Annotated in this window: 13 protein-coding genes; 3 read left to right on the plus strand and 10 right to left on the minus strand. The window is 66.0% G+C overall.

Annotation, left to right across the window (positions count from 1 at the left end):
- The first annotated feature begins 48 nt into the window (after nt 1-48).
- Nucleotides 49-2493 (plus strand): AAA family ATPase, encoded by a 2445-nt coding sequence (locus AC07ZS_RS03230; RefSeq protein WP_494797192.1) that lies wholly within the window; start codon nt 49-51, stop codon nt 2491-2493.
- Between the two features lie 89 nt (nt 2494-2582).
- Here AC07ZS_RS03230 and AC07ZS_RS03235 read toward each other — a convergent pair whose 3' ends face one another.
- Nucleotides 2583-3092 (minus strand): hypothetical protein, encoded by a 510-nt coding sequence (locus tag AC07ZS_RS03235; protein WP_494797193.1) that lies wholly within the window; start codon nt 3090-3092, stop codon nt 2583-2585.
- 112 nt (nt 3093-3204) lie between these two features.
- Here AC07ZS_RS03235 and AC07ZS_RS03240 point away from each other — a divergent pair, with 112 nt between their 5' ends.
- Nucleotides 3205-3450, plus strand: a complete 246-nt coding sequence (locus AC07ZS_RS03240) for a hypothetical protein (RefSeq protein ID WP_494797194.1) — start codon at nt 3205-3207, stop codon at nt 3448-3450.
- Here the strand turns inward: AC07ZS_RS03240 and AC07ZS_RS03245 are convergent.
- The 4 genes from AC07ZS_RS03245 to AC07ZS_RS03260 all read right to left on the minus strand — a co-directional run bounded on the left by AC07ZS_RS03245 (nt 3421) and on the right by AC07ZS_RS03260 (nt 13132).
- Complete coding sequence (locus AC07ZS_RS03245) at nt 3421-3645, minus strand: hypothetical protein (RefSeq protein WP_494797195.1); 225 nt, start codon at nt 3643-3645, stop codon at nt 3421-3423. The two genes, AC07ZS_RS03240 and AC07ZS_RS03245, sit on opposite strands and share 30 nt — an antisense overlap.
- Before the next feature lie 2 nt (nt 3646-3647).
- Entirely contained in the window at nt 3648-3824 is a 177-nt protein-coding gene (locus AC07ZS_RS03250) for a hypothetical protein (RefSeq protein WP_494797196.1), read from the minus strand.
- Between the two features lie 672 nt (nt 3825-4496).
- Nucleotides 4497-7949 (minus strand): hypothetical protein, encoded by a 3453-nt coding sequence (locus AC07ZS_RS03255; protein ID WP_494797197.1) that lies wholly within the window; start codon nt 7947-7949, stop codon nt 4497-4499.
- Between the two features lie 146 nt (nt 7950-8095).
- Nucleotides 8096-13132, minus strand: a complete 5037-nt coding sequence (locus tag AC07ZS_RS03260; RefSeq protein ID WP_494797198.1) for a helicase-like domain-containing protein — start codon at nt 13130-13132, stop codon at nt 8096-8098.
- Between the two features lie 290 nt (nt 13133-13422).
- On the opposite strand from AC07ZS_RS03260, the gene AC07ZS_RS03265 reads away from it, so the two are divergent.
- Nucleotides 13423-14337 carry a Cthe_2314 family HEPN domain-containing protein gene (locus tag AC07ZS_RS03265; protein ID WP_494797199.1) on the plus strand — a complete coding sequence of 305 codons (915 nt, stop codon included), beginning with the start codon at nt 13423-13425 and terminating at the stop codon, nt 14335-14337.
- A gap of 290 nt (nt 14338-14627) precedes the next feature.
- Here AC07ZS_RS03265 and AC07ZS_RS03270 read toward each other — a convergent pair whose 3' ends face one another.
- The 5 genes from AC07ZS_RS03270 to AC07ZS_RS03290 form a co-directional block, all read right to left on the minus strand.
- Nucleotides 14628-15167, minus strand: a complete 540-nt coding sequence (locus AC07ZS_RS03270) for a hypothetical protein (RefSeq protein ID WP_494797200.1) — start codon at nt 15165-15167, stop codon at nt 14628-14630.
- Nucleotides 15157-15915 carry a hypothetical protein gene (locus AC07ZS_RS03275; RefSeq protein ID WP_494797201.1) on the minus strand — a complete coding sequence of 253 codons (759 nt, stop codon included), beginning with the start codon at nt 15913-15915 and terminating at the stop codon, nt 15157-15159. The genes AC07ZS_RS03270 and AC07ZS_RS03275 overlap by 11 nt, the downstream gene beginning before the upstream one ends.
- Nucleotides 15912-16367, minus strand: coding sequence for a DUF6878 family protein (locus tag AC07ZS_RS03280; RefSeq protein ID WP_494797202.1), 456 nt, complete (start codon nt 16365-16367; stop codon nt 15912-15914). The genes AC07ZS_RS03275 and AC07ZS_RS03280 overlap by 4 nt, the downstream gene beginning before the upstream one ends.
- 202 nt (nt 16368-16569) lie before the next feature.
- Nucleotides 16570-17238, minus strand: coding sequence for a hypothetical protein (locus AC07ZS_RS03285; RefSeq protein WP_494797203.1), 669 nt, complete (start codon nt 17236-17238; stop codon nt 16570-16572).
- Between the two features lie 98 nt (nt 17239-17336).
- A complete protein-coding gene (locus tag AC07ZS_RS03290) occupies nt 17337-17957 on the minus strand; it encodes a hypothetical protein (RefSeq protein WP_494797204.1) in 621 nt (206 codons plus the stop codon).
- Between the last annotated feature and the right edge of the window lie 160 nt (nt 17958-18117).

Genomic DNA, 18117 nt, shown 5'->3' on the forward strand with positions numbered 1-18117 from the left:
GATGCCATTGACCGATGCAATCTCCACCCCCAACACGGACCTGCCACCATGCAACTCCTGTCTCTCACCCTCAAAGGCTTTCGCGGCATCCGCGATGGACTGCGCCTCGATAGCCTGACGCTGGACTTCGAGGCTTTGTGCGATGGTGCGCAACTGGTGGCCATCACCGGCGCGAACGGGCGTGGTAAGAGCACCGTGCTCGACAACATGCACCCGTTCCTGACCATGCCCTCGAGGGTGGCGATGGCGGGCGCAGGCGGCTTCAGCTACTACGACCACGTTTTCCTTCCAGAGAGCGAGAAGGACCTGACCTGGGCCTTGGAGGGGCGCTGCTACCGAACCCAGGTGGTCATCCGTCTCAATGGCCGGCGAAGGACGGAGGCCTACCTGAGTGCGCTGGCCGACGACGGCGTGTGGCGACCGGTGGTGCTGGACGACGGCACCGTGTCCGACGGCAAGGTTGAGACCTACACCCGTTGTGTCGAGCATCTGTGCGGCAGCGCCGACACGTTTTTTACATCGGTGTTTGGTGCTCAGGGCAAACGACAGCTCTCGGACTACCGCAACGGCGAGATCAAGAGCTTGCTCGCTGATCTGCTGGCGCAGGACCAGATCCGTGAGCTTGGGGCCAAGGCGACGCAGACGGCAAAATTGTTGAAGGCGGGGCTGGTGGCGATCCGCCAGGAACTCTCGGTCATCGATGAGGACGAGGCAGAGGTTGTACGTGAGCTGGCGAAGGCAGTCGACGCGCCTGCACGTGTACAGCGGGCCCTGGCGGATGCCGCCATGGCAACGGCGAAGCTGGAGGAACTGCGCCAGTCCTGTGCTCGCTTGGTGGCGCAGCGCGATCAGAGCCGCGAGACGGATGCGAGGCGCAGCCAATTGCAGGAAGAGCGCTCCGCTGCGCAGGCCGCGGACCGCGCGGCGGTCAGTGACCTCGGGGAGCGCGAACGCCTCGACCGGCAAAGGCTCGAACGCCTCGACCAGCGGACTGCGCAGCGGGTCGCACAGGCCCGCCAACGGCGCGACAGGTCGCTGGCGGTTCAAGCGCAGTGCGGTGCTTTGCTGTCGCGCGCGTCGTTGGTTGAGCGTGCGGTCAGGCGGCTGCCACTGGCCGAGCGGGCGTTGGCTGCGCGCGCGGATCGTGTCCAGCAGGAGCGGGCGGCAGTCGCCTCGTGGGAGCAGGCGCGCAGCGCCGTGCGCCTGGGCGCGCAGCGCATCGAGGCCATCGAACGGGAGGCCGGCCAAGCCGCTCTTCGGGCGCAGTCGCTGGGTCGTCGATTCGCGCTCACCAGGGAGGTTCCGTGCAGTGGGCTGCCGATGCAGGGAGACTGCCAGTTGCTGGCCGACGCCCGTGAGGCCAAGGCGCTGATTCCGAGCGCCGAAGGAGTGCTGCGGCGTCTGGTCGACGAGAAGGCGCAGGCGGTAGTCGAACTGCAGGCAGCGCGCGGTCGGGTGGACGCTTTGTCGGCCGCCGAGGCACAGCTGAGGCTGGCCGAGCAGCGACTGGAGCGCGGCCGGGAACGGGCTTCACGATTGGCACTGTTGGCAGGCAAGGCGGAGGAAATGACCAGTGCACGCCAGCGCCTTGTGGAGGTGGACGAGGAGCTGAAAAGCGCAGCGGAGGGCTCCGGAGATTCGGCACAAGCGCGGGAAGAGTGCGAGGAGCGGGATGCGATTCTGGCCTCACTGCGCGGGATCGAGGGCCAACGCAGCGCCCAGTCCGAGAAGTTGCAGAAGACGCTGGCCGGAATTGACGCGGTCCTGCTGGCCCTGCCGATGCCGTTCGGCGCGCGCAGCCTGCATACCGCAGAGGCGGAGCGCGATCGTGCGATGGCTCAGTGCGAGGCGGCGCAGGCGTGCCACCTGGCGGCTGTCCGCCAGTCTCATGTCCTGGCAGAACTGCGCCGCAGCCAGGAGGCGCTTGCCCAACGCCGGGACACAGTCCAGTGGCAGGCGAAGCGGGTGGAGAACGCGGTCGCGGACTGGACCTTGCTCGCGCGATGCATGAGCAACGATGGCTTGATCGCGCTCGCCATCGACGATGCCGGCCCGGCGCTCTCAGGACTGGCCAATGACCTGTTGATGGCCTGCTACGGAGCGCGCTTCACGGTTTCCATCGTGACGCAAGCGGAAACGGCGAAGGGAGAGCTCCGGGAGGGCTTCGATATCGTGGTGCACGACGCCGAATCCGGCGAGAGCAAGAGTGTTCGGATGATGAGTGGCGGGGAGAGGGTTTGGATCAACGAATGCCTGTTACGGGCCGTGGCGCTGTACCTCGCCCAGACCAGCGAACGCCGCTATGGGACGCTGTTTTCGGACGAAACCGACGGTGCGCTGGATCCCGCGCGCAAGCGCATGTTCGGGGCGATGAAGCGCGAGGTTCTGCGGATCGGCGGATACACGCGGGAGTTCTTCATCTCGCAGACTCCCGAACTGGCGGGCATGGCGGACGTTGTCATCGATCTGGAGGAGCGCGTGCGTGAAGGGTAGGGGCGGCCCGATGAGGCGGGGCCGTACGCGAAAGGCGGGAACCGGACCGTTCTCCCGGCACGGGGCCGGGAGAACGCGGTAGCTGTCGCTCAGCCAGTCGCCTGGCCTCGCTGGGGCAGCGCCTGGACCGAGTCGGTGGTCGACTCGGCGGGCGGTTGCGCTTCGGTCGTTGACGCCTTGAAGGCCGTCCTCGCGGCGCGAACCTTCGGGTCCTTCGACAGACGGCGAACCTGCGCTTGCGCGGGTTCGCTGGCACTCTCGGGCAGACAAGCCACTGCGACGTCGCGGCCACGGCCCAGGGAGCGAGCAGCGGCCGATGGTAGCCTGACAAGCAACCCGTTCAACAACCAGCGAACGAAATGGCCGATGCGCTGATTGCGAACATCGCGTGCTTGCTGAACACGCAGCGACTCGCGGCAGCACAGATACAGCGCCAGGTGTTCGCGCTTCATCTCGGGGTCCGCATCGAGCTGGGTCAGTACCTCGGCCGCGATCGCCGGATCCTTGCCAGCGCGCCGATAGAACGACACCCAGGCCTTCTCTTCTTCCGTGCCGATGGCACTGCGTCGCGGCTTGGCGCGCGATGCACTCAGACTCATGGTCAATTCTCCTTGCTTGCGGGATGTGCGCGCCAGCCCCCGAAGCGGGAGGCGTCAGTCTCCCAGGGGTTGTGGCGGTGCGCTGCTTTGCTAAGCTGGCTACCCACACGCCTTGGACTACCCACACATGCTTCGTGCAGGCCACTCACTCCGGTTCACGCCCACCGAGGTCGAGGAGTTCCGAAAGCTCGGACTCGACGTCGGCGGAGCGCGAACGCAGGACGATCTCGACCAGGCACTGGCCCACTGGACCGGCACGCTGACGGAAGAACGTCCGGAACTGCTGGACAAGATCGCCGTTGCGCTCGCCAAGGCAAGAGGTGCCTCGCTACCCGCGCGGTTGACGCGCGTGCGGTGAGGCCCCTTGCCGGACGTTGGCTTCAGCGATCCCGATCCAACGATCGGCGATCCGGTCCAGGTAGACCAGATCGTCAGCTTCGATCTCGCCTGTTGCGCGCAGGCGAGCGATGACTTCCTGGACCAGGAAGGGGTCTTCCCGGGCCAGTTCGACAACGGTGGCGGCGACGCGGCGCCGGTACAGATCGACCGTCATGGTCAACCCGCGGCGCGGCAGTCTGCGCACGGACGGCCCATGCACTTGCCGAGGCAGGGCAGGGGACGCAACAGCACCGGCAATTTGCGGTGCGGGACGGGTGGATGACCGGCAAGGCCGGACCCACCCAGCAGCACCGGGATGCGGCGCGGTTCTACAGCTGCGATGACAGCGAACATGGGGTTCTCCTTCGATGAAAAAGGGGAACGCCCAACCCTGGCGGGGACTGGGGTCCCCGTTCGGGTGTGCCTCGCGCGAGCGAGGCGGCTCGGTACCGGCCTGGAAAGGCCGGCTTGGGATGAAGGCCCAACGCCTTGCGGTGTGGGCCTTCGCTCGACGGGCGGCAGCCGTGAGGCCACCATCCATGTGCAGGCGTCAGCCCGAAGGCCGACAGGATCTCAAGGCTGCGGAGGCAGCCACCCCGGACGAGGCCGGGGAACTCGAGGGCAGGTATCGACTGCGACGCCAGCGAAGCTGGACTTCAGGGCTGCCGGAGCTGCCGATGAAGGCTTGGTGAACGCGATGTCCACGGGAAGCCGTTCCAGTATGCGCGTCCTTTGTCTTTCGGCATGGCCGGCCTCGATTTGCCACCCGAAATCGCCTGGTACTGCCCGCGATGTTCAATTCAGTTTGTCCGCGCTGAAATCACGAAGGATGACCGGTCCGAAGGAGCTCGCGCTCCATCGTTCCGGATGGCGGGTCCGAACCGCCACGAGCCACGCAATCCATCTTGTTCGTCCCGAAAGCCCACAAACCATCGCCGTTCGAGCAAGAAACCTGTTGCTGACGAGCATTGCGCTCCGCCCCTCGGCATGATGGAGCTCGCTGGGAAGTGCTTGGGACCCCCGGGGTCACGACAGTTGAGGAGCGCCGACGGCTTGGCGCTGGCGCGTCTGGAGCATATCGACAACGAAGAAGACGACCGTGACGTCCGTCCCGGCCTTGCGATAGGCGCCCCGCATGGCTGCCGGGCGGGCGCCTTGGGCGGGAAGGTGTGTCTGGCCCAGGTAGTCGATGCCAGGTGGCGGCCGAGTCGCGAGTCCCTTCACCGCGTCAACCATCTCCGAAAGATCCTTTCGGAAGCTGTAAGTGATGTGGAAGTAGAGATCCGTGGTCGAGTACGCGAACAATTTGTGAAGATGCTCTTCCAATCGCGCGTCGTTCGGCTGATCCGATTTCAAGGCCTCGAAAACAGTGATGTCCACGCCACGCCGCCGCAAGACGAAATCGCGGCGGCCGGCATTGCCCGCACCGGTGAAGCCGCCGGGCGACTGTTCATGGGTCTGCCATCCGAACACGCCTTCGAGCCGGGCTTCGACGAGCTCGGCAAGGATGCCGTTGTAGTCATCCTCGTAAAACTTGTTGTCGGGCAGCCCCAGGAACGACAAGGCTCGCTGGAATCCCGCCAGCGAATCCCGGAATGACTCTGTCACGACGGTTTCAAGCGCATTCGCACCGTCAAGCATGATTTCGGCCTGTTCACTCGGTGAGAGTGCGTGGAACTGTTGCAAGGCGGCGCGAACCTGCGTTGCGCTCTCCCTGCGCGTCAGCAGGCGGGGCTGCGCGTCGACGGGCTTGGAGTGCTCGATGTGGTCTTCGGCGCCCTTGAGCAGGTCTGTATCGCCGAAGCGCTCCTTCGCCGATCGCAGCAGTGCGAGTGCGCGCGCGGTGTCGCCCAGCCGCGCGTTGGTGACGGCCTCGAAAGCCATACTCTCTACCGTCCTCTCTGCCGGGGCGAGGTCATGCAGCCTACGTAGAGCCTCCCGCGGACGGCCGGTCGCGAGCAGCAGCGCGGCGCAGTTTGGGACGTGAACGGCACGTGACTGATCGCTCAGCGAGCTTGGCGTTGGGATGGCCCGGTCCGCTTCCGTCAGGGCGTTGCGAGCTTGGACGGCTTCCCGCCCGGTCAGGATACGAAACAGATTCTCGGCCAGCAGTTTCGAGACGCGCGCTGCCAACAGGTTGATGGCGTAGACCGGGTTGTGTTGCCGCTGGTAGAGACTTCGGAAAATGGATGCAGCCTTGAGCGCGTCCGGCGGCTCCTGTTTGAGCAAAGCCAGTGCACGAAAGAAGTCTCGGGTGCGTTCGGCTTCATCCTGGTGCTCCCTGGGCAGGTTCTCGGGAATCTTGGCAGCGGAGATTGCGGCGAAATCGTTGCGCAGGAATTGAAGCTGAAGCTGTTGGCCGAAGTCCTGTACCTGGGTTGACGCGGTCTCTCTGCCCCGCAGTCGATCCTGTCCGTCTCGCAGGTAGCGTTCGGCCACTTCTGGCAAGCCGACGTCCAGGAAAACCTGAACGCGTTCCTGCAACTGCGCCGTGAGTGCGGGCCGGCTTGCTTCTGTCGGTGTCAACTGCTTCAACCGACTGAGGATTTTGTCGTGGTACCGCGGCGAAACGCGCGGCAGTAGCGCCCCAAGCACCACGGGATCTTCGATCTGCAACAGCGCTTCGATGAGCTTCGCTTGTTGTTCCGGGTTCTCCAGCCGGTTGACGGCATCAACCAGATCCGCTTCGAGGCGACGCCCCGATGGTCTATGGCGAACGGGGATGCGGAAGGTGAATGCGTCCAATTGGTCGCGGGAGGGGCGGTCTCTGGCGCCCGACTGGATCGCTTCGGCCAGGGCCGTCACCAACGGTTCGGGCGCGGACTCCGGGTAGCCGATGATGGCACGGCTCAGGACACCGATGTGCTCGCGCAGCTGGAGCCCCAGTCGAACGGTGTCGGCGTCCGCTTTGGAGAGGGCGGCGGACACATCGAGGGGGCGCAGGATCGAAGGCCGAAGCCGCTCATGGTCCAGGGCAAGCTTCGCCAGCGCGCCAGCGCCAGTCGCGTCCAGCAGGCTTACGTTGGTGCTGGTGGGGGCATTGATGGCCGCCGTGTAGGCGGCCGCCACCTTGGCAGCATCGGACTCGGGCAAATCCCCGCCGACCAGTGCGAGTGCCTTGAGAACCACTGCAAACGCGGGCGCATTCACATCGGTGCAGCCTTGGGCGACCAGTGCGTCCCGGATGGCCTGCTGGATCGGGATCGACAGACCGTGCAGATGCTCCATGACGATGGCGAGCATCTGCACGGCTTGCGGGTTTCCCGTGTCCCATTCCTGTAGAGAGATCAGAAGGCGAGCGTAATCGGCCGGACTGGCTGACTCCGCGAGCAGATAATGCCCAAGCACCTCCAGGCAGTCCTCTAGCGCGGAGGTCTGTACGGCGTCCGCGGCGGCGCTGCGCTGACTCTGGCTCGTCGGGAAGTGGGCATTCCACGTGGCCACCAGATAGCAGACCAGTGCCGTCGCCGGAGGACACAGGACCAGGTCAGCGAGCATCTGGGGCAACTCGAGGGCGCGGTCCACCAGCGTGGCGAGCAGGTCTGGATGCTGGATGGCCAGGTCAACCAGTTCCTGGGCGGTGGGCGAGGGGACTGCGCCCTCTTCGACGTGCGCCAGTTCCGTCGCCAGCAAACCCATCAGCAAGGCGAGGCCTTCCGGCTCGAACAGTGCTTCTCCCGAGGGTGTGTGGATCTGGTGGAGATAGCGGCCCAGGGCGTCCACAGGGATGTCCTCGGCGGTGGCCTGCCTGACGTCACCCGAGTACCGCAAGGCATCCGACATGTTGATCGCTTCCCATCCGGGAAGATTGCCGCTACGCAGGGTTTGCAGGACCAGTTCGCGAAACTGCTTTGCATGTTCGACGGGCCAAGCCAGTTTCGGGATGACAGAAGGGCATCCGAGCACTTGCCAGCGCATGGTCCACGCAGGCAAGTCGCGCACGGGAGGCACATCCCAGAGGCGCGCAGCGATCCAGTCGGGAGACAGCACGGGATGCGCATCCAGCGACGCCGCGGTGCCTGTGGTCAATTCGGTTTCGAACATGTCCACGCTGGCGTGCTGACCCTGCCGAACGACGTGGTACCGCGATTCGCTGAGCCACCAGACGAAGTCCCGCAGTTCCTGCGCATAGGCAGTGCCGCTGCGAAGGTAGACCTCGCGCAGGGCCAGTGCGGGGATCCACTTCCCGTTGATGCGTCGAAACCAGCCTCGGGCTTCGGCTTCTTCATGGTCTGGAAGCCCGCTGGGCGATTGCGCCTGGATGCGCCTGTACTCCGCGATGGCAGTGGCTTCGTCGCAATGCTGGGTCTGAGTCGTGTCCAACAGCAGTTGCAGCACGTCGGAATCGCGAGGTATGTCAGTTCGCTCGGGGTCGACGCGGCGGCGGGCCATCGGCCTCGACGGCAGCAGAGAGAACCTCTGGCGAAGCGTCGCGCGAGCGGCAAACAGTGAATAGCGCAACTCTGGAATTCGGTTCATGTCAACAGCCCTTGTCTTTGTCGTTCGATGAAAGTTTAGACAGGTGTCTTGGAGCACCCGGACACTCGACTGGTGCACACAGGAGAACGTGGGGGGTGCTTGTTCAAAAGAAATGCCCCACCACCTTGCGGTAGTGGGGCACAAACTCAGGCAGCCTGGCGAAGCGCTTCGCCGTCGAGTGCGGCGCTTCCGGCCTCATCCTTGCCGAGGTCGAGCTGCTTGACCAGCTCGCGCTGGCGCACCAGCAGTGCGGTGAGCCTGCCCTCGTGTTCGAACGGACGGGCCAGTTCGAGCTGCAGGTCCTCCAGCCGCTTGCGCCGCACGGCGAGCTGCTCTGCCGTGCGGGCGTGCTGCTCTGCCACCGAGGCCAGTACCGCCAGGAGCGCGGACACGAGGCCCGGTCCCGTCTGGTAGGGATCGGCGTCGTAGCGGCAGCGGCCGACCAGGTACAGCGATGGCGTTGCTTCGCCGCCGATCGTCTGTACACCCATCTCGAAACCGCCGAAGCGGCCCACGACCTGGTCCGCCACCGAGATGACGTTGCGGGCGCCCGCCTTGACGGTCTTCACCAACTCCCGCAACGCCTCTCCCACAGCGTCCGGCCCGGCGATCTTTCGCCCGCCGAGTTCCACGGCAATCTGCGCCATGGTCTGGGGCTCGACTTGACCGACATCTTCCTCGTGCAGAACCACCTTTTGCTCCAGCGACGCGATCAACATCGGCAGCCGTCCCACTTCGCTCTCATTGGCCCAGCGCTGGTTGCGCCAGACCGAGAACAAGGTGGAGAGTTTGGCCACCTCCGCATCCACGCCAGCCTTTTCGATGACCATCGGGTTGCCTGATGCCAAGGCCTTGACCTCGGCATAAGACAGCGTCGCGAGCTCCACGTCCTCGATGGCCCGAAGGCCCTTGTCGCCGCGCATGACCTGCGCGATGAACCTCGCCTTGGTCTCCAGCGTTTGCCACGAGTAGGCGTCAAAGCTCTGCTCGGTCACGTACCGGAAAATCTCCACCTCCTCGCATTCATTGCCTTGCCGCAGGATGCGGCCCTCGCGCTGCTCGACGTCACACGGGCGCCATGGCGCATCGAGGTGATGCAGCGCCACCAGGCGCGTCTGCACGTTCGTGCCCACGCCCATCTTGCCGGTTGATCCCAGCTGCACCCGCACGCGGCCCTCGCGGACCGCCTTGAACAGCTTGGCCTTCTGGACGTCGGTCTCGGCGTCGTGGATGAAGGCGATCTCCCGCTCGGGGATGCCTGCCTCCATCAGTCGGTCCTTCAGGTCCTCGTAGACGCTGAAGGCCTTGCCGCCTTTCGGGCTGGACTGGTCGCAGAACACCAGCTGCGTGCCGCGGAAGTCCGCCGTGCGCTGCCAGATCGCCAGCACCTCGCGGGTGCAGGCGGCAACCTTGCCGTCCGCATCGAAACGCGCGCTGGGCGCGACCAGCCGGAAGTCCAGCGCGGCCGCGCGGCCGTCGTTCGAGACCGCGAGCATGTTGTCCTCTTTCGGATCGACATGCCCGTTGCGGATCGCCTCGGCCCGCTTGACCAGCGTCTGCACGTAGGCCTTGAGAGCCGGGCTCGCCGGGCAGGCCACTGTGCGCGGTTTACCGCCGCGCAGCTTGGGCACCGGCAGGTCCAGCATCTCGGCGGTGCGGATGTCCGCGATCTCGCCGAAAATGGCCATCAGCTCCGGCACGTTGATGAAGCGCGCGAAGCGCGTGTGCATGCGGTAGCCGCTGCCGTCCGGCGCGATCTCCAGCGCCGTCACCGACTCCCCGAAGGTCGCGGCCCAGGCGTCGAACTGCTGCAGACCCAGTTCCTCCAGCCGCCGGGGCTGCAGGTAGCGCTGCATGGTGTGGATCTCGGCCATGGTGTTGGCCACCGGCGTCGCGGTCGCGAAGACCACGCCGCGCTGCGCGTTGCCGTGCAGCTTCATCGTGTAGCGCGTCTTCAGGTACAGATCGAACGCGCGTTCCGAATTGGAGAGCGGCAGGCCTGCGACCCGCGTCATCTTCGTGAACCTGTACAAGTTCTTGAAGAGGTGGGCCTCGTCTGTGAAGAGGCCATCTATGCCCAACTGCTCCCAGGTCAGAAGATCGTCTTTTTTCTTGTCGGCGACCAGCCGTTCCAGGCGGACCTTCCAGCTCTTCTTCTGCGCCTCGAGCTGCTTGATGATCCGGTTGCTCCGGTCACCGCTCTTCTCGGCGCGCACTGCCATCTCTATCTCATGGATCACCTCCGTGATGTAGTCCTCTGTGAATTGCGGCGACATCCTGATGCGCTCGAAGCTCGAGTGCGTGATGACCACCGCGTCCCAATCGCCCGTGGCGATGCGCGACACCAGCTCGCGCCGGCGGTCGCCTTCCAGATCCTCCTTTCCGGCCATCAGTACCGAGGCCTGCGGGTACAGGCGCACGAACTCGGCCGTGTACTGCGCCAACATGTGGTTGGGGACCACATGGCAGGGCTTCGACAGGAAACCCAGGCGCCGCATCTCCATGCTCGCGATCACGCAGACCGCCGTCTTGCCGGCGCCGACCACGTGGAACAGGCCCACGTTGCCGGTCTGCACGACGCGCCACACGGAATCCCGCTGGTGCGGGTGCAGCGCGAAGCACTGCGAGAAGCCCGGAAGCTTCAGGTGGGAGCCATCGAAGTGCCGCGGTCGCGTGGCGTTGAACAGGTCGTTGTAGACCCGGCACAGCCGTTCCCGCCGTTCGCTCTCCTCGAAGGCCCAGGCCGCGAAGCGGTCCTTCAGCGCCCCGAGCTTCTCGCGCGCCGCCAGCGTTTCTGCCGCATTCACGACATAGCGGTCCTCCGTGGGATGTGGGTCGCGCACGGTCGGTACCTGCACGTTGAGTGCGGCCTGCACCAGTTCGATCGCGTTCATGCGCGGCGTGCCCCATTCCTGGGTCACCTTCACGTTCTGCCGCGCGCTCCACTCGGGGTAGGTCACCGACCAGGCGCCAGCCTCGGCCGAGTACGCCACCTGACAATCCTTCAGTTCGAGCACGTCGTGCACGAACCCCTCGACGTCGCCCGCCGGGATCCACACCGCACCCAACCGCGGCTCGATGGCCGACGGCTGCAGGTCCTCGGGCTGCACATGCTCCAGTGCCTCCACGTTGTGGCGGAAGGCCGGGCCGGACAGCGCCGCCTGCTTGAGCTTCTCCTTGACGTTGCCCGACAGGTATTCGTCGGACGTTTTCCAGGCGTTGTCCGCCGGGTCGAGGAAGATCTGCCCGGCCTCGGACAACGCGGCCAGCACCTCGTTCTCGGGCGCCGACAGCAGCCGCGCCATGTAGGCCGGATCGACCCGGCCGCGCCATTGCACCGACGTGGCCAGCGCTTCGGCCGGTTCACTCACCGACGTCGGCGCCGAGACCCGGCGCAGCGTGCGCTGCGTGAACAGCGCTGCCTTGCGGGCGGTGTCCGACTCTTCGTCGTAGTGCTCCAGCGACAACAGCAGCGGGTAGTCCGGGTCGCGCCGGAACGCCAGCGCGTTGGCCCGGGTGCTCAGGCAGCCGTGGCGCGCCACGTAGCGGTCATAGGTGCCGTTGAGCATCGCCCGCAGGTGGGTCAACCCTTCGTCGCCATCCTGCGCCAGTTGCGCATTGAGCAGCGCCCGGGCATGGTCCCGGATCGCGCACAGGCCCGCGATGCGGGCGCGCTGCGTGGCGTTCAGGCTGTCGTGCAGGTCGACTAGCTCGGCGCCTTCGACCCGGTGCACGCGCCCGTGATGGACGCGGTAGCTGCCGGGCCGTGCGCCGGGCTCGGCCGGCACGGTGGCGCGGACGGCTGCCAGCGCCACCGGCTTGGCCGATTGGTACACGCCGCTGGGCAGCAGCGCGATGCGTTCGAACAGCGCCGGCTCAAGGTCGCCCTCGAACACGACGGTCGGCACTTCCTCGTAGCCGTTGCTCTCCTGCGTGACCCGGCCGATGCAAAACCGGGGATTGCGCGCATACCAGGCGTTGATTTGCAGGTACTTCTGCGGGCAGCGCGGGTGCCGCAGTTCATCGGGCACCATCACACGCTCCAGCCAGGCGCCGCTGACGGACTCGCCGGGGTGGCGCTTGCGCAGGAACAGAATGTCGGTCTGCACATCCGTCGACGCGAGGCCGGCGAAGGCGCCCTGCGGCAGCCGGATCGCGCTCAGCAACTCGGCCTGGGAGGCGATGAGCTCACGCACGGCGTCCGCGCGCGCTTCCATCGTGCCGGTGCTCGTGATGAAGCACACCAGGCCTCCGGGCCGTACCAGGTCCAGTGCGCGGCCGAAGAAATAGTTGTGGATCCGAAACCGGGCGTACGGCTTGGGGCTCGTGTCGGCGACCGGATAGTTGCCGAAGGGCACGTTGCCGATCACCAGGTCGAACCAGTTCTCGGGCAGCGCCAGCTTCTCGAAGGGCACGATGCGCACGTCGGCACCGTGCGGCGCGTAGAGCGTCTGCAGGATCCGGCCGGACAGCTGGTCGATCTCCACGGCCGTGACCGAACTGCGTTCGGCGAGCGCACGCGGCATCGCGCCGAGGAAGTGCCCGACACCGGCCGCGGGTTCAAGCACGCGCCCGCCAGTGAAGCCAAAGCGCTCGATGGCCTGCCACATCGCCTCGATCACATGGACTTCGGTGTAGTGGCTGTTGTTGACCGATGCCCGGGCCGAGTCGTAGTCCTCGCTCGGGAGCTGGGCCTGCAGTGCCTCGGCGCGGCGGCGCCAGGCCTGATCGTCACCCTCCAGGTTGAAGGCCGCGGGCAGGCCGCCCCAGCCAGTGAAACGCAGCAGTTGCTTGCGTTCCGTGGCGTCGGGTATCCGTTCTCCGGCTTCGAGGTCTTGCAGGATGCGGATGGCCTCCAGGTTGGCCTCGAACTTCGTGACCACGCCGCTCAGCCCGACCAAGTGTTCGCGGTGCAGCGTCGGCCACAAGGCGCGGGGCTCGTCGCGCTTGGCGCCAGCGATGACGCGCCAACTGCTGCGCGGGGTGCTCGGGATCTCGCTCGGCGCTGTGGTGTCGTCTTCATCGCCGCTCGACACAGTGGCGACCACTGCGGCAGCGCCGCCGTGGGGCTCTGTCGCGGGGAGATCAGCGAACAGATCCGTCTCGGGGGATGGATCGGGGGTCTCTGGCTCGTCCGGGTCGAAACCCGGGAGCCACAAGGAAGGCGCGGTAGTGCGTGCCATCGGTGGTTCTCCGAAGGAAGGCGGAGAACGCACCGACCCATCAGGGGAGGCGAGCTCCCCGAATGGGATGGACGAATGCACACGACCCTGAGCCGCGATGCGGGTTCAGGGATCAGGGTGTGCGGTGAACGGGCAGCTCAGGGCTGCCGTGGCGGTGGGCGGGTATCGACCGCGACGCCCGAGCGGACTCGGGAACGCCCTGGAAGGACGTGCGTTGGCCGGAGCCAGGATGCGAGGATCAGTATGGTCGAGCCACCACCTGGCAGCACGCCTGGTATGAAGATGCCTGAATGAATGCGGGCGCAGTAGGTGGTTTTTCGGTGGCGGAGCGGTGGCAGGCCAGCGTGCTGAGCCGCCTGATGGTGAGCGATCGCCCAACCGCGATACATGAACGACGACAATTCAGTTCAGAGTCAGAGTCCGCGTGGGAGCAAACGATGGAAGAACACGACATGGAGCACGAAGAACACAGGAGGGACTTGATTGATCACTCAGGCTTGAAGGTACTGCTGCCCTATCTCAAGAGCTATGCTCAAAAGGGATTGACTGAGATGAGGTCGCAAAAGAAGTCATTCACTGCTTCGGTTGTTGAGATCTACGCCGCCGGTGTCTGCGAGAGAGTCTCCGAACTGGACAATGCGCTGGCCGCTTTGCGCCTGACGCTGGGCTTCGTGATGGATCTCGGCTCGCAGTCCAGTCCCAGTCCGGATATCTATCGCTATCACTACGAGAACTTCGTGCTTCGCGTCATCGGATTCGTGGATCGGGCGCATCGCCTGGTCGGTGCGTCCCTGTTGATGGACAAGGCAAAGTTCGAGACCATCGGGGGGAACGCGCATGTGCAACGTCAGGTGCGGGCAGACCACCCCGACCTTCATGCAGCTCTGCAAGCGGTCGAGCAGGCCGTGGAGAGCTACAGAGGCCCGCGTAACGAATTGATCCATTCCTCTGCGTTCACCAGTCGGGAACTCGGGCTGTTCCAGTCCGTCCGGCAGTTCGGCCTGGACACCGAAGGCCTCGACGTGGATGAGCTCGCACGACACCACTTCTGTCAAGGAAGCACAGAGATCGCGCTGACCATCGCCCGGTTGGTGGAGACGTTGACGGCCTTGCTCGATGCCTTGGCGCCGCGCTTTGCAGTTGCAGCCGCGCACGAAGATGGCCAGCAGGAAAAATCGAACGCTTTCGGTGCTGATCTGGCGTGAGAGCAGCCCGGTGCAACAGTTGCCTTGCCAATGGCACTTCCGCCGAATTCCTGTTGTGGTCGCATCACTGACTGCCACGAGCGATGGCCATTGAAAAGGCCACGGCGCTTCATTGAACTGAAGTGCCGTGGCCCGGAATGGCCGGAGCAACGCGATGCTCCGATGCAGGTCTGGTCGATCTACAGCGGCCACGGGGCACCGGCAGAAAATCGGCCCGGATGCTGGCGGCAAGAGCGCGATCACGGAGAGGTCGAGCCCCAGTCGGCAAAGGCTTGTGACTCGCTGCGAGGCTAGGTCTGCGGCGACGGCGCCAACCCCCAGGCCTCACATGCCGAACGACCGTCGATGGTGCCGTGCGCCAGCAGCACCGCGATTGCGTTCCGCTCTAGCGACAGATTCAGATCAGCGTAGCCCTCGGGCCATTCGGCAAGGCCGGCATAGAGGTCGAATTCATCGTCCTCGATCTCATCCCTGAGAATCTGCGCGGCAACGTCAGCGTCGAACTCTCCGTTGGGAAAGCTCTCCTCGGACAAGGCCTGCTGCGGCACGGCGCGAATCGCATTGGGGTTGCAACTGATGCAACGGTAGTAGCCGCCGCCGTCGTCGTACTCCGCGGTCACTTCGAACGACAGCGTGACGGCATCAAGCCAGGCATGCATCAGGAAGAGGCGTGCAAGGCAGGCGCCGGTCCAACTGGCGTCCAGTGCTCGCTGTGTGGCCAGCGCCTCCCGGTAGCGGGCTTGGACGTCGGCGCCGGCAGGATTCAACACCAATCTGCCGTCAGCATCCACCTTGTAGGTGGCTCCTTCTTCGGGGGTTTCAGTGGACATGGTTGTTCCTTCTTCTGCGGTGGTTGCCTTCGGAGAACACCACCGCTTTGGGGTGAATGTGTGGCAGCAGCGGGTGCCACCAGGCCGGCTCGGTGCAGACCTGGTGCCAGTCGCCGTGGCCGTCGTTGGCGCTCACGTGGACCTCGATGCAGCGCTCGCAGGCGAGCATCTCGGTCACCAGCGAGGTCTCCCGCTGGCCCGTGCGGGATGCCAGAATGTGCAGGTGCGACAGATCGAGCGCATAGGGCACGCCCGATGCGAACACGGTCTGGTACTCCCGCCAGCTTGAGACCAGCCAGTCGTCGCCGCCCGAGGGGTAGTGGCCCTCGACGCCGACGGGACAGCCGAACAGGTCGGCGCAGCGCCGCGCGTTGTCCAGCATCTGCGGCAGCGTGGCTTGGCTGCGGCGTCCCGCATGCGCGGTGTAGGCAGGGGCCTCCAGTCGCCGGCTGATGCGCGCCGCCTGGACAAACCAGTCGGCGTGCAGTGCGAACCCTGAGAGATCCGCCATCACGTGCCGGGACAGGACGCGCACATTGGCGTGGAGCCGCCAGCGGGTGCCGGGGCAGGCCGCACGGAGGGCGTCGACCAGTGCGTCGTCGAGCACGCCCATGCTCTGGGGCACGAGCTGCACGTGCGCGGTCGACAAGCGGCCGAAGCAGGGCTCGTTCGGCGGCTCAGCGAGCCGCTGCACCGCGTCCGCGTGGCGCAGGCCAGGCCAGCAGGCCAGCGAGACATGCACCTTCACAGTTTCGTCTCCGTGAAGTCCGACTCCGTGCGGTACTCGGCGTGCTCGATGCGCACCGTGTCCGACGCGCAGTCGAACACCACTTGGCCGCTGCCGCCTTCGCCGTCGTACCAACCTTCGTGGCGGCTTTCCACCGCCTCCATCGCGAAGTCCGACAGCGCCTGGTGAAGGGGTTCGTCGTCAAGCTCGGTCCAGGTGTGCCATTGCTGGTCAGCGTAGCGGCTGCACTCGGTGAAGACGTCGACGGTAGTCGACAGATCGACCGTTCTGCCGTCGGCGTCGACAGCGCAGGTTTCATCGGCAGCGCCTTCGTCTCCGCCGCCGCTGTAGGTAACCGTGGCGCGCACGGCTCCGAGGCCTTTGAGGGCCTCCAGCAGAAGCGCCTTGTTCCGCCGCATGCGTTCTTCCGCAGGCAGGGCGGGGTGTTCTGGGTTCAGTGTGTCAGGGGTCATCGTTGTTTCCCCAAAGAGATCGAGGGACGGCCCCGCCCCGGAGGGGCGGATGCCCCTCGGGGTTGCATGGCGGCCGCCGGTCAGGGCGGACGGTTTCTTGAATCGCTAGCGCCGCGAGGCGCTGCGGTTCCTGGCATTGCCGGGCTTCATGGCGGCATGCCGTTGGCCGGAGGGCTCTGCCCTCTGCGGGGGCGAGCCGGGGTCATTGGAAGATGCGCGGTTCGACGGTCTCGCCGCGCATGAAGGCGACGTAGGCGCCGGCCTTGCCGATGTCGGGGAAGCGGGCGAGCACGTCTTCGTGGTCCAGCACTTCCCAGGCGAGCTTCAGTTCCCCGCCGCGCCGGATCGACAGTTCAGGTGCGCGCCAGGCCGGGTGGCGGTACAGGAATGCGCCGCTGTCCCAGTCCACGATTGCCAGCAGACTGGCCGTGAGGATCGCCACGCCGCCATCGGCGCCGGGCTCAACCAGCAGCGGGACCTTGAGCGGTCCCGTCGAGCGGCCGATCCTGCCGACCACATCGTGTTTATCGAACCAGACGCGTCCCGTGGACGTGTCACCGGGGACGAGGCGAACCTGGGTGTCCTGCTGCCGGCAGCGCTCCAGCACATGGGCGGCCTTCGGATCGGTCCCCGGGGCGAAGTAGGTCTGCCGGCTTTGCGGGGCCATCGCCCAGGCTTGCACGGCGGCCTGGTACTTTTCGTAGCCGCTGAACGCGCCGAAGTCGCCGGCGCTGAAAGCCAGCTCCGGCTGCTGCAAGCGTTTGGCGATCTGTGCGGCGTGGTCTCGCGCATTGGCGAAGCCGAAGCAGGTGTAGCCGTCTTCGCAGGGAATGACGTACAGCCGCTGTTCGGCATTCAGAGTCACATTCATGGTGGGTTCCTCTTGAGGTCGAACGGAACCCGCCCCGTGGGGCGAGCCCCGCGGGATGGTGAAATGGAAGACAGGCGCCGGAACGCCCGCCGGGTGGCTCAGGCGGCCAGGGCTTGTGGCCGTGTCTGCACCGGGATGACGAACAGGCGCCGTAGCGCCGTGAGGTCGCCCTGGCTGAACTCCGTGCAGGCCTGCGCGACTTGCGGCTCGACCTCGGGCGTGAGCGGCTCGCACGGCGAGATGCTGGCGACGAGCACGTCGCCGCCGCCCAGGAAAGCCAGTTCGCCGTTGGCGGCACAGTGCGTCACCTCCCACACCGGCTGGGGCCGCTCGGCCAGGTGCTGGCGCACTAGCTGGGCGGCCGAGGCCAGTGTCTCGACGAGGGCCGCGCGCTCCAGGTCACCGAGTTCGTGGCCGTAGAGATGGACCAGGTACTGGTCCGGCTGGAGCGGCTCCAGCGAGTCGATCGGGAGCAGGGGAAGCTCTGGTCCCCCGGGCGCGGAAGACGGCGCGGCGGGGCAGGCCGCAACGGTGTCGACCTGCTGGCAGCGTTCCAGATGAGTCAGCTTGAGCAGCAGCGCATCGGCGTGCGCGCGGTCCGCGAGCGTGAGCTGGGTCCGCAGTGCGAGGATCTCCTGCGTCATCAGGTGCAGTTCCTGCACGATGGCGCGCTCGGCGCGACGCTCGATGGCGCACAGGGTTTCGGTGATGGTGGTCATGGGGATGGCCTTTCTGAAATGGATGAGCCCGCCCACGCCCTCAACGGGGACGGGAACGGCATGGCGCGGCCAGGCCGCGGGTGAAGAAGGGGAGTGCGCCCAGAGGGCGCCGGAACTGGGGCCGGGATGGCCGGCGAAAGACGGCCGCAGGTGCGGCGGA

Source organism: Hydrogenophaga sp. GW456-12-10-14-TSB4 (assembly GCF_059424305.1).